The 21,824-nt window shown below is 69.8% G+C and carries 12 protein-coding genes; 11 read left to right on the plus strand and 1 reads right to left on the minus strand.

Annotation, left to right across the window (positions count from 1 at the left end; translation table 11 throughout):
- Positions 1-216 precede the first annotated feature (216 nt).
- Positions 217-381 carry a hypothetical protein gene (locus tag DIE02_RS35660; protein ID WP_185500370.1) on the plus strand — a complete coding sequence of 55 codons (165 nt, stop codon included), beginning with the start codon at positions 217-219 and terminating at the stop codon, positions 379-381.
- A 282-nt stretch (positions 382-663) separates the two neighbouring features.
- Here the strand turns inward: DIE02_RS35660 and DIE02_RS26415 are convergent, their stop codons facing one another.
- A complete protein-coding gene (locus DIE02_RS26415) occupies positions 664-1,077 on the minus strand; it encodes a hypothetical protein (RefSeq protein ID WP_124529820.1) in 414 nt (137 codons plus the stop codon).
- A 101-nt stretch (positions 1,078-1,178) separates the two neighbouring features.
- Here DIE02_RS26415 and DIE02_RS26420 point away from each other — a divergent pair, with 101 nt between their 5' ends.
- The 10 genes from DIE02_RS26420 to DIE02_RS26465 all read left to right on the plus strand — a co-directional run bounded on the left by DIE02_RS26420 (position 1,179) and on the right by DIE02_RS26465 (position 21,806).
- Positions 1,179-1,373 (plus strand): hypothetical protein, encoded by a 195-nt coding sequence (locus DIE02_RS26420; RefSeq protein ID WP_044844870.1) that lies wholly within the window; start codon positions 1,179-1,181, stop codon positions 1,371-1,373.
- A 153-nt stretch (positions 1,374-1,526) separates the two neighbouring features.
- Positions 1,527-2,804, plus strand: a complete 1,278-nt coding sequence (locus DIE02_RS26425) for an HlyD family secretion protein (RefSeq protein ID WP_185702656.1) — start codon at positions 1,527-1,529, stop codon at positions 2,802-2,804.
- Between the two features lie 11 nt (positions 2,805-2,815).
- Complete coding sequence (locus DIE02_RS26430; protein ID WP_124529824.1) at positions 2,816-5,038, plus strand: peptidase domain-containing ABC transporter; 2,223 nt, start codon at positions 2,816-2,818, stop codon at positions 5,036-5,038.
- Between the two features lie 3 nt (positions 5,039-5,041).
- Positions 5,042-6,469 carry a TolC family protein gene (locus DIE02_RS26435; RefSeq protein WP_124523484.1) on the plus strand — a complete coding sequence of 476 codons (1,428 nt, stop codon included), beginning with the start codon at positions 5,042-5,044 and terminating at the stop codon, positions 6,467-6,469.
- Positions 6,451-8,055 (plus strand): acyltransferase domain-containing protein, encoded by a 1,605-nt coding sequence (locus DIE02_RS26440; RefSeq protein ID WP_124529826.1) that lies wholly within the window; start codon positions 6,451-6,453, stop codon positions 8,053-8,055. The genes DIE02_RS26435 and DIE02_RS26440 overlap by 19 nt, the downstream gene beginning before the upstream one ends.
- A gap of 75 nt (positions 8,056-8,130) precedes the next feature.
- A complete protein-coding gene (locus DIE02_RS26445) occupies positions 8,131-14,175 on the plus strand; it encodes an SDR family oxidoreductase (RefSeq protein ID WP_124529827.1) in 6,045 nt (2,014 codons plus the stop codon).
- Positions 14,172-18,281, plus strand: a complete 4,110-nt coding sequence (locus DIE02_RS26450) for a cytochrome P450 (protein ID WP_124529829.1) — start codon at positions 14,172-14,174, stop codon at positions 18,279-18,281. Before DIE02_RS26445 ends, DIE02_RS26450 begins: the two co-directional genes overlap by 4 nt.
- Positions 18,282-18,301: 20 nt before the next feature.
- Positions 18,302-19,687, plus strand: coding sequence for an NAD(P)/FAD-dependent oxidoreductase (locus DIE02_RS26455; RefSeq protein WP_124487610.1), 1,386 nt, complete (start codon positions 18,302-18,304; stop codon positions 19,685-19,687).
- Complete coding sequence (locus tag DIE02_RS26460; protein ID WP_124487611.1) at positions 19,684-20,400, plus strand: ABC transporter ATP-binding protein; 717 nt, start codon at positions 19,684-19,686, stop codon at positions 20,398-20,400. The genes DIE02_RS26455 and DIE02_RS26460 overlap by 4 nt, the downstream gene beginning before the upstream one ends.
- A complete protein-coding gene (locus DIE02_RS26465; protein ID WP_124487612.1) occupies positions 20,397-21,806 on the plus strand; it encodes an ABC transporter permease in 1,410 nt (469 codons plus the stop codon). The genes DIE02_RS26460 and DIE02_RS26465 overlap by 4 nt, the downstream gene beginning before the upstream one ends.
- Positions 21,807-21,824 lie beyond the last annotated feature (18 nt).

A 21,824-nucleotide genomic window follows, 5' to 3' on the forward strand; every position in this document is an offset into this window, starting at 1 on the left:
AGCACGGCGTTCGCGAAGATCTGCCGTTTCTCCTGTCGCGTCACGGGATACACGTGCGCTCCCGGTGCGTTGCACATTCTGCAGAAAATGCGAATGTCCCCCGGATGCCAAAGTGTTTTCGCGGAATAGCCCTTCCGCGGCACAGCGTCGGCCACGGATACTGACAGCCATACACGTTCCGCATTCGCGGACGCCACACCGATCCCTGCTTGATCGATGCCGCGGACACCGGACGACTATGCGACGCCGCTCGGCGGCGTCGGCGAGCCGGGGCTGCCGCCGGTCGCACCGGCGCTGACCAACGCGATCTTCGCGGCGACGGGCACGCGCATCCGCAGCCTGCCCGTCGCGGACCAGCTCGCGAAGCCGAAAGCGGCGTGATGCCGTGCTGCGCGCCGGGCCGTCCGCAAGGCCCGGTGCGTATATTCGCCCGCGCGCCCGCCGTTGCGTGCGGCCCGTTCATGCACTCTGTTTGCATATCAATTCGACGGATTCCATCGGGCCGATCGGCCGCCACGACAATCGCTTTCCGGCATCAACTGCGGGAATTCAATCTCGACATTTACGTCCCGAATTCCACCCGAAAATAGAATAAATAGCCCTCCGACATCGGGTTTGCCCGATGGTGCGGTATCGTACAAAGAGGGGCCGGAAAGTGTCGGATCATTGGCCCGTGAATTCATTTTTTGTAAGAAATTCATTGAGCAAAACCTGACGCGGCTCAATCATTTCTTGAGGGTTGATTTGGGCGGCTGGTAATCGTTGCATATCTGATTTTTGCTGATTATCGGGCAAGTATTCATTCGCGTTTTCATTCTTTTGTTCCGCGACGTGCATGGTGCCGTGAGGTCCACGCATGGGGTGTCTGCTCGTCTGCAGGTTGAAGTCGTCGAACCGGATGCCGGGCGGCGCGAGGATTAATTGCATATCGACAAACAGCCGGTTTGTCGAATGCTGATCGAACGTGAGGGCGTTGCGAAAGAATTCATCGCGATATTCGACCCGATGGGACGTCGCACGCCATCTGGCTGGAATGATCGGTGAAAAATAAACGAGAGATGGAGTCGTTTCGTTCATAAATTTAACATATTTAACGTATTGATCTGCGTCGCGATTCGCGGCGTGGTTCGATGCCCCGCTAGATGGGTTATCTAGCATTCTCAATCTGGAGAAACGCAATGCAAGAACTGAATCAGCAGGAAATCGCACAAGTTTCCGGCGGCTACTACGGCGGCGGCTCGATTTTCGACACGCTGGGCAACGTGGTCGAGCTGTACGGCCAGACGCTCTACAACGTCGGCGAAGCGCTGACGACGGCTGTCGTAGGCACGGGCAACGCACTGCTCGGCCTGCTGGGCGGTCAGCACGCGTAAGCCGGACGCGATTTCCGTGCGATGGCGCGCGTTGCGCCGCCATCGCGTGAATCGCGGGGCCGCCGCGGCACCGGAGCGGGGTGCCGCGGCGATCTTCCCGGGCAACCGGAACGCATCCCGTCGAACCCAATTGACAGTCAGTCATCCCGTATCTTGACGAACCCGACTTCTATCTTCCGGCACGAAGCACAAAAGGCGCAGCGCGCCGGCGCGCTGGGCGAGATCGTGCTGGTGCGCCCCGTGTCGCTGACGCTGCTGGCGGCCGCCGCGGTCGCGATGGCCGCGTGCGTGCTGCTGTTCTTCACGTTCGGCACCTACACGCGTCGCACGACGGTCAGCGGCGTCGTGATGCCGGATGCGGGGCTGGTGAAGGTCTATGCGCTGCAGCCGGGGATCGTCGTCGAGCGCGACGTGAAGGAAGGGCAGCACGTCGCACGCGGGCAGACGCTCTATACGGTGTCCACCGACCTGCAGAGCGCGGCGCAAGGCGCGACGCAAGCCGCGCTGATCGAGCAGGCGCGGCAACGCAAGGCATCGCTGCTCACGGAAATGCACAAGACACGCAGCCTGCAGCAGGACGAACGCGCAACGGTGCGCGCGAAGATCGCGAGCCTGGGCGGCGAGCTTGCGCAGATCGACGATCAGCTCGCGGCGCAGCGGTTGCGCACGTCGATCGCGGCCGACGGCGCGAAACGCTATCGCGGCCTGCTGGCCCAGGACTACATCTCGAAGGATCAGGCGCAGCAGCGCGAAGCCGACCTGCTCGACCAGCAGTCGAAGCTGAACGGGCTGCTGCGCGAGCGTGCGTCGACGGCGCAGTCGCTGACGGAAGCGAACAACCAGTTGGCCGGCCTCGACCTCAAGCAGCAGAACCAGCTCGCTCAGATCGACCGCAACGTGATCGACGTCGACCAGAACCTGATCGAAAGCGAGGCGAAGCGCCGGATCGTCGTCGCCGCGCCGGAAGCGGGCGTCGTGACGGCGGCGATCGCCGACGTCGGTCAGTCGGTCGATACGTCTAGGCCGCTCGCGAGCGTGGTGCCCGGCGGCGCGCGCTGGCAGGCGCACCTGTTCGTGCCGAGCACGGCGATCGGTTTCGTGCGGGTCGGCGAGCCGGTGCTGGTCCGCTACCAGGCATTTCCGTACCAGAAATTCGGCCAGTATCGCGCCGAGGTCGTGTCGATCGCGCGCACGGCGCTGTCGGCGGCCGAACTCGCGAACGACGGCGGCCCGGCGGCGACGCCGGGCGAGGGGCGCGACGCGACCTTCTATCGCGTGATCGTCGCGCTCGATGCGCAGCACGTCACCGCGTATGGCGCGCAGCAACCGTTGCAGGCGGGCATGACGCTGCAGGCAGACATCCTGCAGGAGCGCAGGCGCCTGTACGAATGGGTGCTGGAGCCGCTTTACAGCCTGACCGGCAAACTCTGACGAGGTCGCGCATGGCACTACTCGATCGACTCTCGTTCGGCCTCGGCCGCCAGCTGCCGATGATCCTGCAGACGGAGGCCGCGGAATGCGGGCTCGCGTGTCTCGCGATGGTGGCCGGCTATCACGGCCATCACGTGGATCTCGCGACGCTGCGCGGGCAATTCCCCGTTTCGCTGAAGGGCGCGGGGCTCGGGCGCGTGATCGAGGTCGCGCAGCGCCTCGCGCTCGGCACGCGCGCGGTGAAGCTCGACCTGGCGCAGCTCGGCCAGCTTCGCCTGCCGTGCCTGCTGCACTGGAATTTCAACCACTTCGTGGTGCTGAAGGACGTGAGCGGCAAGACCGCTACGATTCATGACCCGTCGCACGGCATCCGCAAGGTGCCGCTCGCCGAAGTGTCGCGCGCCTTCACCGGCGTCGCGCTCGAACTGTGGCCGGCCGCCGGGTTCGCGCCGCGCGCGGCGCGGCCGGCGGTGAAGCTGCGCGAGCTGCTCGGCCCGGTGTCGGGGCTGTCGCGCTCGCTCGCGCAGATCCTCGCGCTCGCGATCGCGCTCGAAGTCTTCATGCTGGTGCAGCCGTTCTTCCTGCAGTGGGTGATCGACGAGGTGATCGTCAGCGCCGATCGCGACCTGCTGACGGTGCTGGCGCTCGGCTTCGGCCTGTTGCTGCTGATGCAGCAGGCGACCGGCACGATTCGCGCGTGGGCGCTGATGTACGTCGGCGTCACGCTGAACATCCAGTGGCGCGCGAACGTGTTCACGCACCTGCTGAGCCTGCCGGTGCGCTACTACGAGCGGCGTCATCTCGGCGACGTCGTGTCGCGCTTCGGTTCGATCGACACGATCCAGCAGACGCTGACCACGTCGTTTCTCGGCGCGGTGATCGACGGGCTGATGACGATCGTGACGCTCGCGATGATGTTCGTGTACAGCCGCGTGCTGGGCCTGGTCGCGCTGGCGACGATGGCGCTGTACGCGCTCGTCCGGTGGCTGTGGTACGGCCCGCTGCGGCGTGCGACCGAGGACCAGATCGTGCACGCGGCCAAGCAGCAGAGCCATTTCCTCGAAACGGTGCGCGGCGTGAAGACGATCAAGCTGTTCAACCGCCAGACGGAGCGCCGCGCGAGCTGGATCACGCTGCTGGTCGAGCAGGTCAATGCGAGCCTGCACGTGCAGAAGCTGCAGATCTTCTACCAGCAGCTCAACGGCCTGCTGTTCGGCATCGAGAACGTGCTGATCATCTGGCTCGGCGCGCGCATGGTGATGGACGGCCAGTTCACGGTCGGCGTGCTGATGGCGTTCAACGCGTACAAGAACCAGTTCGACAGCCGGGTCGGCAGCCTGATCGACAAGTACTTCGAAGTCAGGATGCTGCAGCTCCAGGGCGAACGGCTGGCCGACATCGTGTTCGCGGCAAGCGAGCCGGACGCGAGCCTGCGCAACGTGCCGGGCGAGGCCGACGCGCTCGACGCGAGCATCGAGATCGACGCGCTGTCGTTTCGCTACGCGGACGGCGAGCCGCTCGTGCTGGACGGCGTGAGCGCGACGATCGCGGCGGGCGAGTCGGTCGCGATCGTCGGGCCGTCGGGTTGCGGCAAGACGACGCTGATCGGCGTGCTGCTCGGCATCCACGAACCGACGGGCGGCACGGTGCGGATCGGCGGGCTCGACGTCGGCCGGCTCGGCATCGAGCGGCTGCGCGCGCTGGTCGGCACGGTGCTGCAGGACGACGTGTTGTTCGCGGGCTCGATCGCGGACAACATCAGTTTCTTCGATCCGGACGCGGACCCGCGCTGGGTCGCCGAATGCGCGCGCGTCGCGGCCGTGCACGACGACATCGCCGCGATGCCGATGGGCTACAACACGCTGGTCGGCGACATGGGCACGGTGCTGTCCGGCGGGCAGAAGCAGCGCGTGCTGCTCGCGCGTGCACTGTACAAGCGGCCGGGCATTCTTGTGCTCGACGAAGCGACGAGCCATCTCGACATCCAGCGTGAGATGCAGGTCAACGCGGCCGTCACGCAGCTCGCGATGACGCGGCTGATCGTCGCGCACCGGCCGGAGACGATCGCGTCCGCGCAGCGCGTCATCATGCTGCAGGGCGGCAAGGTCGTGCTCGACCAGTCGACCGCCGCGATGCGCGCGGCGATGGCGGCAAGGACGTCCGCCGCTGCACCCGTCGCGCCGCAGCCGGCGACGCACGACGCCGGTGCGGCGGAACCGGTCGCGGGGCGCTGAGCGATGAAGCGTCCCCTCGCTACCGTGCTGGCCGTCGTCGCGCTCGCGGTGTCCGCGCCGCCGGCACGCGCGCAGCTGCTCGACGTGTACGGCACGCGCAATGACGTCGCGGCCACGCCGGCCGGGTCGATGGCGTCGGCCACCGCGTGCGGCGCACAGCCTGTCGACGCGCGGCCGCTCGCGCTCGAGGACGCGATCCTGCTGGCGATCTGCTCGCATCCGCAACTGAGCCGGACATGGTCGGATGCGCGCGCGGCGGCGGCCGAGGTCGGCGTGTCGAAGGCCGCGTACTGGCCGACGCTCAACGCGACGGCGGGTGTCGAGCGCGACAACCTGACGACGAACTACAGCGGCGGCTATTCGCAGGACCAGCGCAGCACCAGCCGCTACGGCATGCTCAACCTGAGCTGGGTGCTGTTCGATTTCGGCAAGCGCGGCGCGACGCTCGACCGTGCGCGCGCGCTGCTGCGCGCGGCCAACGCGGCGCACGACGATGCGCTGCAGAGTGTCTTCTACGACGCGGCGCAGGCGTTCTATGCGCTGCGCGACGCGCAGGCGGCACTCGCCGCCGCGCAGGCGGTCGAGCACGCGGCGCAGGAGAGCCTCGCCGAGGCGAGCGCGCGGCACGACGGCGGCGCGGGCACGCTCGGCGACGCATTGCAGGCGCAGACCACCTACCGCAAGGCGCTGCTCGATCGCGTGAGCGCGGAGGGCGACCTGCAGAGCGCGATCGGCACGCTCGCGACGACGCTGGGCGCCGACGCCGATACGCCGCTGCGCATCGCCGACGCGGAACCGTCGCCCGATCGCGACGACTTCACGCGCGGTGTCGCCGACCTGATCGCCGAAGCGAAGCGCCATCACCCGAAGCTGATCGCGGCGCGCGAAAAGCTCGAAGCGGCGCACGACGAGGTGCGGGCGGTGCGCGCGCAGTCGTTGCCGACGATTTCGCTGACGGGCAGCGTTGCGCGCAACAACCCGTCCTACCAGCAGCAGGCGTCGTTTCTCCAGTTGCGGAGCAGTCACAGCAACTCGATCGGCATCCAGGTCTCGATTCCGCTGTTCGAAGGGTTCGCGTCGGGCTACCGGGTCGCGCAAGCGAAGGCGCAAGCGGACGCACAGGAAGCCGACGTGCGCAATACCGAACTGAAGGTGTCGCTCGACGTATGGAAGAGCTACCAGAGCCTGCAGACCGATACGACGAACCTGGACAACTCGCGGCATCTGCTCGATACCGCGCTGCATTCGCTCGACATCGCACGTGGGCGCTACAAGGCCGGCGTCGGCACGTTCACGGAATTGCTGAACGCGCAGTCGGCGCTCGCGGATGCGCGCCGGCAGCGTGTGCTCGCGGTGTCGAAGTGGCGGATCGCGAGACTGAAACTGGCCGAGAGCCTCGGGAGGTTGGGATTATGGAACGACGCGGGCTGAACGGCGCCGGGCCGGACGCGAGCGGCGCGCAAGCGCGCGGCTGCGCGTTCCTGTTCCCGGGACAGGGCGCGTTTTATGCGGGCGCGCTGCGGCAGCTGGGCCGCGAACACTCGAGCGTGCGGCTGACGCTCGACATGCTCGACGCGGTCGCGAGCGAGCGCCTCGGCCGCCCGCTGACGGGTGCGCTGTGGCGTGACGATGCCGGGCTCGACGTCTGGCTGCACGAAGCGCCCGATTTGCTGCAGCTCGGGATTTACGGCGCGTCGGTCGGGATGTTCGGCGTGCTGCGCGAGCACGGCGTGACGCCCGACGTGCTGATCGGACACAGCTTCGGCGAGATCGCGGCGCTGGTGTGCGGCGGCATGTATTCGATCGAGCAGGGCGCGCGGATCGTCTGCGACCGGATTGCGTCGTTGCAGGCGGCGGCGCCGGCCGACGGGACGATGGCCGCGATCTCGACGGGTGCCGACGCGACGCGCGAGCTGATCGACGCGAGCGCCGTCACGCACGCGGTGCGCAACGTGTGCGTCGCGGTCGAGAACCATCCGTCGCAGACCGTCGTGTCCGGCCCGCGCGACGCGCTGGAGCGCTTCGTCGCGGCATGCTCGGCACGCGGCGTGACCGCACAGACGCTCAGGTCTCCGTATGGATTTCATCACCCCGATCTGGCCGGCGCGCGCGAACAGTTCGCCGCGCGGCTCGCCGCGTATCGGCACGGCCCGCTCGCGATTCCGGTGTATTCGCCGATCCTCGGCCGCCGCTACAGCGGCGCCGACGATCCGGGCGCGCGGCTCGCGTCGCATTTCGTGCTGCCGGTGCGGTTCGCCGATGCGATTCGCGCGGCGTGCGCGGACGGCATCGGGCGCTACGTCGAATGCGGCGCGCTCAACGCGTTGGCGCGCATCGTCGTGCGCATCGCGGGGCCCGGCACGGTCAGGACGTTCGGCGGCCCGTCGAACGCGACCGAGGAATCGAGCGTCGTCACGACCATCACCCGTTATTTCCAGGAGGACAGCATCATGAAGGACGATATTCGCATCGGCAACGCCGGCTCCGGGTTCGACGCGTTCTGGCATGCGCGCGGACCGCACATCGTCGACTGGCTCAAGGGCGAGCTGCGTCACGCGTTCGATGCGGCGAGCACGGCGCCGGCCGGCGCCGCGCCGGTCGCGGCACCGACGCTCGCCGCATTGGCACCGCAGGCCGAGCCGCGCGGCGCGTCCGCGCCGCGCCTGGCAGCCGTGGCCGTGGCCGCGCCGACCCTGACGGCGGTGCCGGCGCCGTCGGCGCCGCACGAGCCGCTCGCCCCGGCGAAGCCCGCCCACGTGCCGCGCGAGCGGCTGTTCACGGAGCTCGTCGATATCTACGCGCAAGCGATGGAGTATCCGGCCGAGGTGTTCTCCGAAACGATCGAGCTCGAAGCCGAGCTCGGCATCGATTCGGTCAAGCAGACCGAGATCATCCAGCGCATCACCGCGCGCTACGCGCTGCCGCCGCTGCCGGCCAATTTCCGCAGCGGCGATTTCAAGGCGATGGGGCAGATCGTCGATTTCGTCTACGAGAACCAGGGGAAGGCGCTCGCCTGACGGCCGTGGGCTGAAACGTTGATCGGCAGGGGGGGCCCTGCCCGTAATGACAAGTTCTCGATAGGCAGGTGATCCATGGCGACTACCAGCATGCGCGGCAAGCTCGTTCTCGTGACGGGCGGTGCGAAAAACGTGGGCAAGGCCATCTGCAGGCGTTTCGCCGAGCAGGGCGCGCACGTGATCCTGAATTTCTTCCACTCGCTCGACGCGTCGAAGCAGACGGCCGACGAACTGCGCGCGCTCGGCGCGACGGTCGACGTGATCCGTGCGTCGGTCGCGCAGCAGGCGCAGGTCGACCGGATGTTCGACGAGATCGAACGGCGCTACGGCCGGCTCGACGTGCTCGTCAACAATGCGGCGTCCGGCGCGCTGCTGGGCGTCGACGAGATCGGCGCCGAGCATTTCGATCGCGCGCTCGACACCAACCTGAAGGGCGCGTTCTGGTGCGCGCGCCGCGCCGCGGCGTTGATGGCGCGCTCGGGCGGCGGCGCGATCGTCAACGTGTCGTCGGTGGGCGCGACGCTCGTGCCGGCGAACTATCTGGTCGTCGGCACCGCGAAGGCAGCGCTCGAATCGCTGACGCGCTATCTCGCGGTCGAGTACGCGGGGCGCGACATTCGCGTGAACGGCGCGTCGTCGACGCTGATCGACGGCGACGTCGCCGCGCAGTTTCCGGACCCGGAGAACACGAAGCGCTCGAGCATCGCGGCGACGCCGCTGAAGCGGCTCGCACGCGCGGAGGACCTCGCCGATCTCGTCGTGTTTCTCGCGTCGGATGCGGCGCGCTGGATCACGGGGCAGGTGGTCGTCGCGGACGGCGGGCTGTCGCTGTGCAGCGAAGGGTTGTCGCCGCGCGCGGAATGGGCGGGCGCGGCGCGTGCCGAGGGCGCGGGCGAGGCGGCGCCGGCCGCGGCGCCGCCCGTCTCCGTGAACGCGCAGCGGGCCGATGGTCCCGCCGCGCCACCGGACGACGCGCCGGACAGCGACGACATCGCCGTGGTCGGCATGGGTCTCGCGTTGCCTGGCGCGAGCGATCCGGACGCGTTCTGGCGCGCGCTGCTCGACGGCCCCGAACTGTTCGGCAACGTGCCGCCGGATCGCTGGGATTACCGCTCGTTCTATTCGCCCGACACGTCGGCCGAGGACAAGAGCTATCAGTCGCGCTCGGTCTTCATCGAGCAGTTCGAGCCGTGCCCGACGGTGCGCGCCGAACTCGACGCGGGTACCGCGCCGCATGAGCTGACGACGCTGTGGCTGCGTCACGCACTGTGCCAGTCGCTCGACGGCGTGACGCTGCGTGACGCCGATCGCGTGGCGTTCCTCGTCGGCTACACGGCGGACGGCAGCCAGCATCTCGAGGAGGGGATGGTGCTGGCCGCCGCGCGCGAACGCCTGAACGCGGTGCTGATCGAGGCAGGCGTGGACGCGGCCGAGCGCGAGCGGCGCGTGGCCGCGATCGATGCGGTGCTGAGCGCGCGTTATGCGCGCGGCGCCGGCGATCTCGCGTCGTTCTTCCCGCACCGGGTCGGCCTGAACGCGATGCAAGGCGTGCTGCCGGACGACGCGCAATGCATGATGGTCGACACCGCGTGTTCGTCGTCGCTGTATTCGATCGATCTCGGGATCAAGGCGCTGCTGCTCGGCAAGCAGGACGTGGTTGCGTGCGGCGGCGCCTTCGCGCTCGCGCCGCGCGGCTCGGTCCTGTTCTCGAAGCTGCACGGGCTGTCGCGCAGCGGCGAGGTGCGGCCGCTCGATCGCGACTGCGACGGCGTGCTGTTCGCGGACGGCGCGGGCGTCGTGATCCTGAAGCGCGTCGCGCGGGCGCGCGCGGACGGCGACCGCATCCTCGGCGTGCTGAAATCGTTCGGCTCGTCGTCCGACGGCAAGGGCAAGGCGATCTACGCGCCGAATTCGGCCGGCCAGCGCATCGCGATCGACCGCGCGTATGCGCGCACCGCGACGGTGCCGGCCGACGTCGACTGGGTCGTTGCGCATGCAACGGGCACGCCGGCCGGCGATCTCGCGGAATTCCAGAGCCTGCGCGACGCGATCCGGCGCGACCGTCCGGTGCAGGTGACGTCGAACAAGTCGCTGGTCGGGCATACGGGGTGGGCGGCCGGCGTCGTGTCGGTGATCCAGGTGCTGCTCGGGTTGCGCCATCAGGTGATCCCGCCGCAGCACCGCTTCAGCGAGCCGCCGCCTGAGTTCGACATCGCCGGCACGAACCTGCGGATTCCGGTGGCGCCGGTATCGTGGCCGGTCCGGCGTGAATTGGCACGCGTCGCGGCGGTGTCCGGGTTCGGCTTCGGCGGTACGAACGGTCACCTGATCGTGTCGGAATACCGCGCGGATCTGCCTGCCGGCGAGGCGAGCGGACGGTTCGAGCGCGAGCCGCTCGCGATCGTCGGCTGGTCCGCGAAGTTTCCGGGCCTCGACGGCGACGCCCAGGTCGCCGCGTGGCTGCGAGGCGAAGGCCGTGCGCCCGACGCGAGCTTCGGAACCGGCTACCCGCTGCCGAGCTTCGCGCGCGTGAAGATGCCGCCGGCGGTGCTGCGCGCGCTCGATCGCTGCCAGCTGATGGCGCTCGACGCCGCGCACGACCTGCGCGAACGCCTCGGCACGTTCTGGCACGCGCATGCGGACACGATCGGACTCGTGATGGGGCACATGGGGCCCACGCGCAATGCGGCGCTCTATGCGAGCCGCTGCTATCTCGACGACATCGCGGCCGCGGTGCTCGACGCGACGCGGCCGGACGATCGCGCGGCGACCGAACGCGTGCTGGACGGCTTGCGCGAGGCGACGAAGCAACTCGTCGCGCCGACGACCGAGAATTCGTTTCCGGGAATGATGCCGAACGTGATCCCGGCGCGCGTCGCGAACTATCACGACCTGCACGGGATGAACATGACGGTCGATGCGGGCCACGCGTCGACGCTCGCGGCATTCGAGGCGGCCGAGCGTTTCCTGTGCAGCGGCGAACTCGACATGGCGATCGTCGGCGGCATCAACGGCAACTCGGCGGAAGAGGTGCGGCCCGCGTTCGGGCTGCCGCTCGCGGAGGGCATCGTGCTGTTCGCCGTCACGACGGTGCGGCGTGCGCAGGCCGAAGGGCTGTCGGTGCTCGCAGTAGTGGGCGGCGGCGACGCGAGGGCTGCTGTCGAACCGGCTGCGCCGTGCGATCCGACGGGCCGCGCGGTCACGTATGCGGGGGCCGACTCGGCGATCGACGTGCTGCGCGCAATCGTCGCGCGCGATGCCGGTACGACGCTCACGCGTGACGGCGGCGGCGACCGCGCGCGCTACGCGCTGCACGTTGCATGTGAGCCGGCCGGCCCGCACGGGACCACGCCGCACGAGCCGCATCGCGACGCGCTGCGTGTGCCGCCTGCCCATGCGACGGCGCCGGCCGCCGCGACCGCGGAACCGGCCGCATCGACAACCGCGGCGACCGCACCCGTTGAACCCGGCACCCTGATACCCGGCCCGCTGCGCCGGACCGGCGTCGCGGCCGACGGCGAGCCGCTCGGCGTCGCGCGTTACCGGATCGAATGGCGCGACGCGCCGTGGCGGCCCGCGGGCCGGTCGACGCCGTTCATCGCGCCGCGCTGCGTGATCGTGACCGACATGCCGGACGCGCTGGCCGCACAGGCCGCACACGCCGACGCGGGCCCCGGCTGCGTGGTGCTGTCGACGCGGCCGTTCGCCACGCACAGGCCGGGCTGGCACTGGATCGAGCGGATCGACGCGGCGGCGCTCGATTTCCTGCCCGACGACATCGGCCACGTGCGCGTGCTCACGTCGCTCGACGCCGGCACGCTCGCACCGGGCGCAGCAGCGCCGGCTGCGTCCGCGCGGCTCGCGCTGCACGACCTGGCGTTTCTCGCGATCAAGCGCTGCCATGCGGCACTCGAGCGCGACGGCAGCTTGATCGTATTGCTGCTCGACGCGCTCGCGGGCGACGTGCCGCATCCGGATGCCGGCCTGTTCACGGGCCTCGTGAAGGCGCTGGCGATCGAGATGCCGGAAGCGCGCCCGGTTGCCGTGCTGACCGATACGCGCGCGCTGCCGGACGCGCTGCGCGACGCGGAGCGGGAAAGCGGCGCCCGTCACTGGCTGCCGGTCGTCGCGCTGGGCGCCGGACGGCGCCGCACGCCGCGCGTGATCGCGGACGCGGGTGAACTGCGCGCGGACGAGCGGCTGTCGCTCGGCCAGGATTCGGTCGTGGTCGCGGTCGGCGGTGCGCGCGGGATCACCGGCGAGCTGATGAAGACGCTCGCCGCACAGGTGCGCCCGACGCTGTACCTGATCGGCAGCAGCGCGCTGGACGCGATCGACGCGGAACTGCTCGCTATGGATGACGAAACGTTCGCGAAGAGCCGTCCGGACTACATCCGCCAGCAGAAGGCGCTGCATCCGCAACGGTCGTTGCCCGAGATCATCCGCGCCTTCGAGCGGCGTGCCGACGCGCGCACGGCCTGCATGAACATCGAGGCGATGCGCGCATTCTGCGGCGCGCACCGCGTGACCTACTTGCGCGCCGACGTGCTCGACCCCGACAGCGTGAAGACGGCCATCGACACGATTCTCGCGCGCGAGCCGCGCGTCGACCTGCTGGTCAACGCGGCCGGACTGAACCGTTCGGCATCGGTGCGCGTGAAGTCGCTGGACGATTTCGTCGCGGTGCGCGACATCAAGGTACGCGGCTACTGGAACCTGCGCCGCGCGTTCGGCGCGCGGCAGCCGCGCTTGTGGTGCAACTTCGGCTCGTTCATCGGGCTGACCGGGCAGGCGGGCGAAACCGACTACGCGTCGGGCAACGACTTCCTGAACACGCAGGCGTCGTATCACCGCGCGGCGCTCGGTCACGACGAATTCACGATCGGCTGGACGCTGTGGCGCTCGGTCGGGCTCGGCGCGAACCCGGTCACGCGCGCGTTTCTCGAGAAGAGCGGGCTGTTCACGAGCATGCGCACCGCGGAGGGGCAGCATCACTTCATGCGCGAACTCGGGCTCGGCGAGCGCGCGGCGATGTCCGTGCATCTCGGCGACGCCGAGCGACGCGCGATCGAAACGCACCTGCCGGGTTACTTCGACCTCGACGAAGGCGCGCCGGCCGCCGTCGCCGCGTCGCGCGATCCCGATTTCTATCTCGGCGCGGAACGCGCGCGGACCGACGACAGCGTGACGTTCGAGCGCGTGTTCGACCTCGAGCGCGACGCGTACCTGCAGCATCACGTCGTCAACGGCTTTCCGACGCTGCCGGGAACCTTCGTGCCCGAAGTGGCCGCCGAGGCCGCGCTGCGGCTCGTGCCGGGGCTCAAGGTCGTCGGCTTCGCGGACGCGGCATTCCTGCACTTCCTGCGTGTGTACGACGCGAAGCGGCCGAGCGTGAAGCGCATCCACGCGCGGATCGCGTCGCGCGACGGCGACGCGGTGCACGTGCGCGTGCGGATTTCCGGCGACGTGCTGGCGCCGGGCGGGCAGGTGCTCGTGCGCGACAAGCCGCACTTCGAGATCACCGTGCGCCTGGCCGACGCCTACGCGCCGGCGCCGGTGTGGCACGAACCGGCAATGGCGACGTTCACGCCCGTCGCCGATCCGTATCACTTCGATGCGGCGCCGGTGCGGCTGACCGGCATGTTCGTGTCGACGACCGACACCGGCATGAGCGACGCGGGCAAGCAGGCGCGCTTCCGGCTGAACGTGCCGGACGGCGACCCGGTGTTCTCGCGCTTCGTGGTGCCGAGCATCCTGCTGGACGGGCTCGCGCGCGTGGCCGCGCTCGATCACGTCGCCGGCGACTACATTCCGCTCGCGGCGCCGATGTCGATCGGCCGCATCGATATCTACGAAGCCGGCAACGACTGCGAGCTGGCGAGCCGCCACACGTCGATCGCGCTGCGCGTGAGCCCGCGCGCGTTCGCGCTGGAAGGGCCGGCGAGCAGCGGCAACCGGTTCGTCGCGGTGCGCCCGGACGGCAGGATCCTGATGCAGATGCGCGACGTGACGGGCATCGTGATCGGCTACGTGCATCGCGTGACCGGCGCGTTCGCCGCGCGCGGCGAGATCGACGCGCAACTGGCCGGGCGCGCGCCTTCCGAACAGGTGTCCGCATGAGCATGAAGCGACTCGCGCCCGGCCCGCGCGGCAGCGTCGTGATGGGCAACCTCGCGGCGTACAAGCGCAATCCCGTCACGATGCTGCTGAAGCTGCAGCAGCAGTACGGTGACATCGCGCGCAACCGTCTCGGCCCGTTCCTCACGCACGCGCTCGCGCATCCCGACGGCGTGCAGCACGTGCTGCAGGACAACCACCGCAACTACGTGCGCGGCCGCTTCTACGACAACTTCAAGATGTTCTTCGGCGACGGCCTGCTGACGACCGACGGCGAATTCTGGCGGCGTCACCGTCGCGTGGTGCAGCCGCTGTTTCACCGCAAGCAGGTCGAGTTGCACACGGCCGCGGTCGGCGCTGCGGCGCTCGCGCTCGTCGAGGCGTGGCTGAAGCGGCCGGCGCATGCGCCGTTCGACGCCGTCGAGGAAATGATGCGCGTGAGCCTGCGCATGCTCGGGCTGATGCTGTTCAACGCGGACATCTCGCGGCATGCGGACGACGTCGGGCCGGCCGTGCGCTTCGGCATCGCGGCGATGATGCCGCAGGGCAACCTGAACGATTTCGTGCCGCGCTGGATGCCGACGCCGTTCAATCGCCGGATCGCGCACGCACGCCGCGGGATCGACACGATCGTGGACGCGATCGTCACCGAGCATCGCGCGGGGCGCTGCGACACGAGCGACGTGATCTCGCTGCTGCTCGCCGCGCGCGACCCGGACACGGGCGCGCCGCTGACCGAGCGCGAGGTGCACGACGAGGTGATGACCGTGTTTCTCGCCGGCCACGAAACCACCGGCAGCGGGATGGCGTGGGGGCTCTATGCGCTCGCGCAGCATCCGCAGGTGTTGCGCCGTTTGCGCGAGGAGCTCGATGCGGTGCTCGGCGGCCGCGCGCCCGATGCGGCGGATCTCGAACGCCTGCCGTACCTCGCGCAGACCGTCGACGAGATCCTGCGCCTGTACCCGCCGATCTGGGGCTTCACGCGCGATCTGGTCGACGACGACGAGATCGGCGGTTATCACGTGCCGGCCGGCTCGTCGGTGTTCATGTCGCCGTACGTCACGCATCGTCATCCGGCGCTGTGGGCGAACCCCGACGCGTTCGATCCGGAGAACTTCGGATCGCATGCGCCGGAGCGCCACAGGTACGCGTACTTTCCGTTCGGCGGCGGGATGCGCAAATGCATCGGCTATCAGACCGCGTTGCTGCAGATGCGCGTGCTGATCGCGGTGGTGGCGCAGCATGTCGACCTGAGCGCGGTGCCTGGTCATTCGCTCGACACCGGCGCGACGATCTCGCTGCGTCCGCGCGACGGGATCCGGTTGACCGCGAAGCCGCGCTTGCGCGAGCGGGTGTCCGCGGGGCAGGCGGGGGGGGATGCAAGCGCGCCGGCTGTCAGGACATCGGTGTGTCCGTTTACGGGCACGCAAGCGCTGGGGGCTACGTCGTTGCCGTTGCCGTCACCATCGCTGTCGCCAACGCCAACGCCAACGCCAACGCCAACGCCGACACCGACACCGACACCGACACCGACACCGACACCGACACCCGGTGCCGAGCAACCGGCGAGCGCGGCATCACCCACGCCCGTTCATTCCGCCGGCCCTACGCTGGCGCCGGACGTGCTGGCCTTTCTGCAACGCGACGCGATCGCGGACGACGCGCCTCAGCGTACCGACGCCACGCCGACGCACCGCTTCACCTGGCGGCCGGTCGAGATCGAGCCGCTGCCCGACCTGCCGGCGGCCGAGCTGAGCGGCAAGCGGATCGCGATCGTCAACGGCCGCGGTCGCACGGTCGAGCGCGTGGTGGCGACGCTCACGCGCGCCTGTGCGAAACCGGGCGTGTTCGCGCCGGCCGACGGCGTCGATCCGGCAGCCGCCGCGAGCGCGTTCGCCGCGCAGTCGGGGCCGTTCGACGGGATCGTCGATCTCGGCATCGAAGCGCAGTTCTCGCTCGACGCGCGCGATCAATGGGAAGCGCCGCTGCGCCGTACGGTCGCACTGCTGCAGGCGTGCTACGGCGACTGGTCGCAGGAAGAATCGACGTCGCGGCTGTTCTATCTGGCGCTCACCTGGCAGGACGGCCTGATGGGCCATGGCCACGGCCCGCTCGTGCAGCCGCTCGGCGGACTGTGGGCCGGCCTCGCGAAGACGCTGCCGCAGGAACTGCCGAACTGCAACGTGCGCGTGCTCGACATCGCGCCCGACGAAACGGGGCGCGTCGACCAGCTGGTCGCGCGCGAACTGTACCGCTGGGGACGCTTCGAGGTCGGCCACCGCGGCGGACGCCGCCATACGCTCGTCGCGACCCGCGACGATCTGCCGGCCGACGCGGCGCCCGACTGGGCGCGCGACGACGTCGTGCTGTTCTCGGGCGGCGCGCGCGGCATCGGTTTCCTGGCCGCGTGCGCGCTGGCAAAACGCCATCGCTGCACGGTGGTCGTCACCGGGCGCGATGCGTTGCCCGCCGGCGACGAGCCGTGGCTCGCGCTCGACGACGCGGGCTTCAAGCGCTACGGGCTCGAGCAACTGCGCCAGGCGACGCCCGGGCGATCGCCGAAGGCGATCCGGGATGCGCTGCGGCAGCTCGAACGCCGGCGCGACCTGAAGGCGTCGCTCGACGCCGTGGCCGCGCTCGGCCTGCCGGTGCACTACCGCGTATGCGACGTGACCGACGCGGATGCCGTGCGCACGCTGTGCGACGCATTCGGCGACCGGCTGCGCGCCGTGATCCACAACGCGGGCATCGATCAGCCGGTGCGCTTGCCGCGCAAGCGCGCCGACGAGTTCATCGGCATCGCGCGCGTGAAGGTGCTCGGCTTTCTCAATCTCTACGCGGCGGTGCGCAACCGGCCGCGCGTCGACTGTTTCGTCAACGTCGGCTCGCTGACCGGCCGCTGGGGCGGAATGACAGGCGAGACCGACTATGCGGCCGCGAACGAGGCGCTGGCGCGGCTCGGCTGGTGGGCGCGGCGCGACGCCGGCGAGCGCGTCGTGAAGACGATCGCGTGGCCGACCTGGGACGGCGTCGGGATGATCACGAACCTCGCCGTCACGCGGCGCTACGTAACGCCGATGCGAATCGACGAAGGCGTGCGCCACTGGCTCGCGGAACTCGCGAATCCAGCGAATCCAGCGACATCCAACAGCGGCGAGCCGATGTACATGGGCGCGGTCGGCCGCGCACTGACGCCGATCCAGCTGCGCGGGTTCGACGCGGTGGAAGGCTTGCCGAACCTCGGCGAACTCGCGACGCGCCGGCATCACGCGGGCGCGCCGCGACGCTTCCGGCCGTTCGCTTGCTTCTCGACGCGCTATCGCACGGCCGGCGCACCGTACACGCATGCCTTCCGCGTCGACGGCCGCGCGGCCGTGCCGGCGTCGCTGCTGCTCGAGCACGCGCGCGTCGTGGCCGACTGGGTCGCGCCGCCCGGCGGCGAGCGGGCCTGCCTGCAGGAAGCCGTCGACATCACGATCGCGCTCGACGCGCTCGCCGACGCGCTCGACGGCCATGGCGATCTCGCGCTCGACACCGACGTGAGCGGCCGCACGGTGGACGACGGCTGGCACGTGACGGTGCGCTGCGCGTCGCTTGCCGCCCGCGTGCTGCTCGATGCGACGTTCGTGTACCGCAGTCATCCACCCGGCGGCACGACCGTCGCGCTGCCGCGCGAGACGGACGACGGCCCGGCCCGGCGGTCCGCACGCGCGAGCTGGCGCGACGACTTGTTGCCCGAGGCCCGATGGAGCGGCGGCATCGCTCAGGCGAAGGCCGCCGACCCCGCCGCGCTGTGGGGTGTACAGGGTGTGCAGGGTGATGCAGGGTGCGTGCCGTGTCCGCAGCTGTGGCTGCCGGTCAATCACCTGGAAAACGTGCTGCGCGTGCTGCTCGGCGCGTGGCCCGCCGACGGCGAGCCGCCGCACGCATGGCGCATCGGCCGCATCGTGTTCGGCTCCGCGCACGCGGGCGACGCCGACATGCTGCTGCGCTATCCGGACGATCGCTTCGCGATCGCGGATCGCGCGGGCGCATCGATCGCAGACCTGTACGACGCGCGGCTCGCCGGCGCGACCGACACGCAAGCCGTGACGGCGTCGGCTACTTGAACGGGAAGAGGAGGTTCACCATGACGGAGCGCAACGACGGCGCGCGGTACTGCATCATCGGCGCGGGCGCGGCGGGCATCACCGCCGCGAAGAACCTGCTCGCGGCCGGCATCGGCTTCGACGTGATCGAGCGCGAGGACGACGTCGGCGGCAACTGGTACTACGGCCGCCCGAGCGGCGCGGTGTATCGCTCGATCCACATGATCAGCTCGAAGCGGTTTTCCGAGTACACCGACTTTCCGATTCCCGACGACTATCCGACCTATGCACGCGGCGACCAGGCACTCGCGTATCTGCGCGCGTACGCGCGGCGCTTCGGCGTGTACGACCGGATCGAGTTCGGCCGCTCGGTGCTCGAGATCGCACCGGTGCAGGGCGGCACGCAGTGGCGCGTGGAACTGGATCGCGGCGAGGTGCGGACCTATCGCGGCGTGATCGTCTGCAACGGCCACCTGTCGCATCCGCAACTGCCCGACTATCCGGGGCGGTTCGACGGGCTGCAGCTGCATTCGTCGCAGTACCGCACGCCGGAGATCTTCGACGGCAAGCGCGTGCTCGTGGTCGGCGCCGGCAATTCCGGCTGCGACATCGCGGTCGAGGCTTCGCATCGTGCGCGCGCGGTCTTCCACAGCACGCGCCGCGGGTACTACTACTGGCCCAAATTCCTGTTCGGGATGCCAGCGGACGAGTGGGCGGAATGGCCGCTGCGGCTGCGCATGCCGCTGTGGGCGCGGCGCTTTTTCGGCGAACGGCTGCTGCGCCTGACGACGGCCGGGCAACCCGAACACTACGGGCTGCGCAAGCCGGACCACAAGCTGTTCGAATCGCATTTCATCATCAATTCGACGCTGTTCTATCACCTCGGCCATGGCGACCTCGCCGCGCGGCCGGACGTGCGCGAACTGAAGGGCGATCGCGTCGTGTTCGTCGACGGCAGCGAGGAGGCGATCGACGTGATCGTGTACGCGACCGGCTACCAGCCGAGCTTTCCGTTCATCGACCAGGCGCACCTGCAATGGCGCAAGCCGCAGCCGTCGCTGTACCTGAACCTGTTCGACGCGCAGCATCGCGACCTGTTCTTCATCGGGCTGTTCCAGACCTCGACCGGCAACTGGCCGTTGATGGACTACCAGGCGCAACTGCTCGCCCGCTATCTGCATGCGCGCGACGCGGCGCCGCGCAAGGCCGCGCGCATCGACCGGCTGATCCGGCGCGGCCGCTCTGACTGGAGCGGCGGCATCGCGTTCCATCGCACGCCGCGGCACGTGATCGAGGTCGAGCATTTCGCATATCGGCTGCAGCTGCGGCGGCTGATACGCGGGTTGCCGGCCTTGCCCGGCGGCGCGGGCGCGGACGCATCGAAGGTGGCGCCGGCGCACGCGGTGCGCGCGGGAGGTGCGTCGTGAGCCTCGTGCATGTCGAACACCTGTCGAAGACCTACCTGCTCGACAGCGTGCGCGTGACCGGGCTCGCCGACGTGTCGGCGACGCTCGACGCGGGCCGCTTCACCGTGCTGAGCGGCCCGTCGGGCAGCGGCAAGACGACGCTGCTGAACCTGATCGGCTGCATCGACCGCCCCGACAGCGGGCGCGTGATGATCGCCGGTCACGACACGGCGTCGCTGTCGGACGATGCGCTGTCGGATTTTCGCGCGCGCCATGTCGGCCACGTGTTCCAGACCTTCAACCTGCTGCCGGTGCTGTCCGCGTACGAGAACGTCGAGTATCCGCTGCTGATGGCGGGCTGGTTACCCGCGCGGCGCGCGGCGCGGGTGCGCGACCTGCTCGACGCGGTCGGCCTGGCCGACAAGGCGCGGCACCGGCCGAGCCAGCTGTCGGGCGGCCAGCGCCAGCGCGTCGCGATCGCGCGTGCGCTCGCGGCCGAGCCCGCGATGGTCCTCGCGGACGAACCCACCGCGAACCTCGACAGCGCGACCGGGCACGCGATCATCGCGTTGATGCGCGCGATCCAGCGCGAGCGCGACGTGTCGTTCATCGTGTCGTCGCACGATCCGGAGGTGGTGAAGGTGGCCGACGCCGTGATCCGGATTCTCGACGGCCGCATCGTCGGCCACGAGCGGGCCGGCGACGACACGGCGACGCAGGAGGTGTACCGATGACCCATACGCTGATGCTCGCGCTGCGCAACCTGCAGCGCAACCGCCGGCGCTCGCTCACCACGCTGCTCGCGATGATCGTCGGCGTCAGCGCGATCCTGTTGTTCGGCGGCTTCAGCCGCGACATCACGCTCGGCCTGCAGACCGACTTCGTGCAGCGCAGCGGCCACCTGCAGATCCAGCGGCAGGGCTATTTCCTGTACGGCACGGGCGACCCGGCCGCGTACGGGATTCGCGGCTACCCGGCGCTGATCGAACGATTGCGGCACGACCCGCAGCTCGCGCCGCTGCTGCAGGTCGTCACGCCGACGCTGCAGTTCGGCGGGATCGCCGGCAATTTCGCGGCCGGCGTGTCGCGCACCGTGATGGGCTTCGGCGCGATTGCGGACGACCAGTACCGGATGCAGCAATGGAACGCCTACGGGTTCCCGCTGCAGCCGCGCACATTCGCGTTGCGCGGCAGCGCCGGCGACGCGGCGATCGTCGGCCTCGGCGTCGCGCGCGTGCTGCACCTGTGCGGCCCGCTGCGCGTGCCGGATTGCCGCGATGCGCCGCCGGCCCCGGCCGAGCCGCCTGCCGACGGCCCGGCCGCGACCGCGCCGCCCGACGTGCTCGCGCTCGCACAGGCCGAGGCCGGAACGCGGCCGGCCGCCGACGGCGCGCCCCATGTCGAAGTGCTGACCGCGAGCGCGGGCGGCGCGCCGAACGTCGGCCGCTTCTCGGTCGTGAAGGCGGACCAGCAGGGCGTGAAGGAACTCGACGACGTGTATCTCGCGGTGCAACTGCCGCAGGCGCAGCGGCTCGTCTACGGCGGCGCCGCGCCGCGCGCGACCGCGATCGAGATCCAGCTCGCGCGCACGGCCGACCTGCCGGCGGCGCGCGCGCGCATCGAACAGCTGCTGCACGGCGGCTTCGACGGGCAGGCGCTCGACGTCGTCGATTTCGCGACGCTGAACCCGTTCTACGACCAGACCAACCGGATGTTCTCGGTGATCTTCGGTTTCGTGTTCGTGCTGATCAGCGCGATCGTGCTGTTCGTGATCAGCAACACGATGAGCACCGCGATCATCGAGCGCACCGTCGAGATCGGCACGCTGCGCGCGATGGGCATGCGGCGCGGCGGCATCCAGGCGCTGTTCGTCTGCGAGGGCGCGCTGCTCGGCGTGGCCGGCGCGTCGCTCGGCGTGCTGGTCGCGCTCGCCATTGCCGCGATCGTCAATCGCAGCGGGCTGGCCTGGACGCCGCCCGCGCGGATCGACGCCGTCGCGCTGACGGTGCGCGTGTGGGGCGAGTGGCGAACCATCGCCGTCACGTTCGCCGGGCTCGCGTGCGTGGCCGGGCTGTCCGCGTGGCTGCCGTCGCGGCATGCGGCGCGGCTGTCGATCGTCGATGCGCTGCGGCACGTGTGAGGTCGCCCGATTGCCGCG

It is taken from the genome of Burkholderia sp. Bp8991 (assembly GCF_003853795.1).
In the GTDB taxonomy this organism is placed as follows: Bacteria; Pseudomonadota; Gammaproteobacteria; order Burkholderiales; family Burkholderiaceae; genus Burkholderia.